The organism is Intestinibacter sp., assembly GCF_051866655.1.
GTDB lineage: Bacteria > Bacillota > Clostridia > Peptostreptococcales > Peptostreptococcaceae > Intestinibacter.
The window spans coordinates 1-2,857 of record NZ_JBJDXL010000422.1 but is presented as its reverse complement, the minus strand read 5'-3'; the positions used below and the strand labels follow the sequence as shown (position 1 = coordinate 2,857).

The window sequence follows — 2,857 nt, the reverse complement described above, 5'->3', positions numbered from 1 at the left end:
ATATTCCTCATTATCCTACTGGATAGTAGAAGAATTGAAAATATTGAGCTAATCTTCAACACTAAGATCTTTCCAGTCTACTTCTTTTACTTCTCCATCTTCTTCAAACTTAATTTTAGACATATCCTAAATACCTCTATCTTTAAGAATAGAAGCAACAAAGGAGTCTGTCACTTGATTTTCAGTATTCTAAGGAGTTACAGGTTCTTGTAAATCCTATACCTGAAAATCGTCAATGTCATTCATTAGTTCATTTTCTTCCATAAAATCATTTTATTTTCATTATATATATTAAAGAATAATATTTAGGTTCCCAATCCAATGGTGTTCCACTACCTACACTACTTAACTATATTGAGCTTACATTTACGGTATGTGTATGTTCTCCTGCCGAAGAAGTATTCTAAGTAGAAGAAGTTTCCATAACATCTTTGTCACTAGCATTATCACTAGAACCCTTAACTGGAGCTGTATAAGTATGAGTATGTGCTCCAGACGATGAAGTAGTAAGAGTATTAGTTAAGACACTATGAGTATGATTCGGTATATTAGCTGTAGTAAGCTGTATCTATGTTTTTCCTCCAGTTGCTCCTGAAGCTGCAGCCGCTTTAATAAAACTACCTATTAAATTTGGGGTACCTTCTGTACCATCACATATATGCCAGCCTTCAGGAATATTAGAAGTAGCACCATTAAACATAATTATAGAGCCAATAGGTAGAGTGTTATTTATTGTTTTATTTACCCATTCAGTAGAAGCAAATTTAGAAGAGTTATCAGTAGATTCTAAAGTGTAATCTGAATTATAAGCAGCTTTCTTAAATATTGCTTGTTCGGAATAAATACCCTACCCAGTAGCAGCTTCCTCTTCTCCAGCATTTTTAACTTTGTAATCTTTTAGAGAACCTATTTTTGTATTTACTTTGTTTTCTACAATAAGGTCTAAAGATTCCGGACTTATTTTTATTCCATTTTTAAGAAAAGTTAATAAACCATCCAAAGTCTATATTTTTCCTTCTGCAAAATCAAATGAAATAGTCTAATCACTTACTTCTAAGACAGTAACTTCAGTTAGTGTCATAGTAGTTACATTATTTACAACAGTCTTAATTGCAATATATATAACATCATCCTTTTTATATTCATTTTTATATTGTAATGTTATGGTTATCCTTTCCAAAGATTCTTCTGTTTCCGAAGGAGCTAAGGCTGTAGTTGAGATTATATTTATACCACCAAAAATATAGTACGGATATAAATCAAGGCTAGAAGAACCTGAAGTGCCTTGTCCAGATTGTTTTCTTACAATTAAATTATCTACCTCTAGAGTAGAACCACTACTTGAAGTATATAACTTAAACCCGGAATTAAGTCCAGCATTAGTAGACTAAAAAGAATCGCAATATATAACAACATTAGATTTTATTCCTCCTGAAGTTATTTCTAAGACATTATTTCCAAAAACTCTATATAATATTGAGGTATCACAATTAAATGTAATATAATCTCCATCAGAATATATAGTCATAAAATCAAATCTTAGCCCATTTTCTTCACCAGTTCCTTTTATATAAATAGCTCCTTTATCATCGTCATTTTTCTCAATAATAAATTGCTTAGTAAAAGGATTTGGAAATGGAATACTATACTCCTGTATAGCCCCATTTGTTACTATATATAGTTTCTATGTTTCCTATACGTATACAATACTATTTAAAATATTGTCAGCTTCCAAGGATGATAGGTCAGGATATACAAATCCTATATTAATTAAAGCCTACTACTTCTATTCAGAAGTAACTTTCTAAGGCTACATAAAGGAAACATAAGTAGTTTCCTAACTGCTGTTTAAATTTATCTAATTTCCATCTACCACTAGGAATATGTCCTCCCCAACTACATATATACCATCTAATTTACCTACTTCATTTTGCTAATAGATAAATTTAGATTGTACGTTTATTTTTCCGTCTTTTATAAGGTCTATAAACTTATTACCTACTTGAATCTTAACTTTTCCTCTAGATTTAAGTAATAAATCCGAGGTTGAAGAACCTACAGGAGAATAAGAAGACCCAAATAGATTTATATTACTCATTCTATTGTAATTGTTATATTAGTTCCTTCAGTTAAAATGGACATAACTCTCTTAAAAGTAATCTAAGAGTTAAGAACTTGACCGATAGCTTTATTTTCTCCTACAAGAATGCAGCCTAAGGTGTCCTCAGCCTTATTTCCAGGATGTATAAGTACTCCATCATAACCTGGGACTGAAACAAGTCTAGGTAGTTTACCTCCGTAAGGTTTAGCCCATGTTCTACTCTTAAACTTAGGGCTTACTGTGTTCATATCTACTTTATATGTACCAGTAGGTATAGCAGTTTCCCCGTAAACTTTTTTGTTATTAATGTCTTTCAGGGACATGTTCTAATTTAGTCCTCTATCAGTATCTTCTAGGGTATCACATATATATTGTCCATCTATATACATTTTCCCTATCGTGTATTTAGATTTTTTTGCTATTCTTTTTACTAGTATTTCCATATTTTTCTACTTTAGTATTTCTCCACAAAAGTATAAAAAAAATACCTAACATCCAAGCACTCTGGAGTTAGGTATTTAAATTTTGAGTTAAAGCATATCTTCCCACTCAATAGGAATTCCGAGTTTAGCCATATCAGCATACCATCGATTAAAAACAAGGTCTCCTTCTTTATCAAGCATATCCTTAACAAAGAGAGCTAAATGCTTTTCATCTACAATACTTGAACCAAACAAAATTGATTTACACCAGTTTGCTAGGTAAACATAATCTAATAATTTAGAATTTTTTATCTATATGTTATAAGCCTGTAAG

General features: G+C 31.1%; 6 protein-coding genes and 1 pseudogene. All 7 read right to left on the bottom strand.

Annotation, left to right across the window (positions count from 1 at the left end; genetic code table 11):
* Window positions 1-568 precede the first annotated feature (568 nt).
* The 7 genes and pseudogenes from ACI3VO_RS12760 to ACI3VO_RS12730 all read right to left on the bottom strand — a co-directional run bounded on the left by ACI3VO_RS12760 (window position 569) and on the right by ACI3VO_RS12730 (window position 2,778).
* Window positions 569-700, bottom strand: a complete 132-nt coding sequence (locus ACI3VO_RS12760) for a hypothetical protein (RefSeq protein WP_439758281.1) — start codon at window positions 698-700, stop codon at window positions 569-571.
* Between the two features lie 147 nt (window positions 701-847).
* A complete protein-coding gene (locus ACI3VO_RS12755) occupies window positions 848-1,000 on the bottom strand; it encodes a hypothetical protein (RefSeq protein WP_439758280.1) in 153 nt (50 codons plus the stop codon).
* Window positions 1,001-1,039: 39 nt separating this feature from the next.
* The gene (locus ACI3VO_RS12750) at window positions 1,040-1,180 is read right to left on the bottom strand and encodes a hypothetical protein (protein ID WP_439758279.1); all 141 of its coding nucleotides are present in this window, start codon (window positions 1,178-1,180) and stop codon (window positions 1,040-1,042) included.
* 207 nt (window positions 1,181-1,387) lie between these two features.
* Window positions 1,388-1,528: a hypothetical protein gene (locus ACI3VO_RS12745; RefSeq protein ID WP_439758278.1), complete on the bottom strand. Its 141-nt coding sequence runs from the start codon at window positions 1,526-1,528 to the stop codon at window positions 1,388-1,390.
* Window positions 1,529-1,933: 405 nt separating this feature from the next.
* On the bottom strand, window positions 1,934-2,098 hold the full coding sequence (locus ACI3VO_RS12740; RefSeq protein WP_439758277.1) for a hypothetical protein: 165 nt from the start codon (window positions 2,096-2,098) through the stop codon (window positions 1,934-1,936).
* 62 nt (window positions 2,099-2,160) lie between these two features.
* Window positions 2,161-2,544, bottom strand: a pseudogene (locus tag ACI3VO_RS12735) (DUF5675 family protein).
* An 87-nt stretch (window positions 2,545-2,631) separates the two neighbouring features.
* The gene (locus ACI3VO_RS12730; protein WP_439758276.1) at window positions 2,632-2,778 is read right to left on the bottom strand and encodes a hypothetical protein; all 147 of its coding nucleotides are present in this window, start codon (window positions 2,776-2,778) and stop codon (window positions 2,632-2,634) included.
* Window positions 2,779-2,857 lie beyond the last annotated feature (79 nt).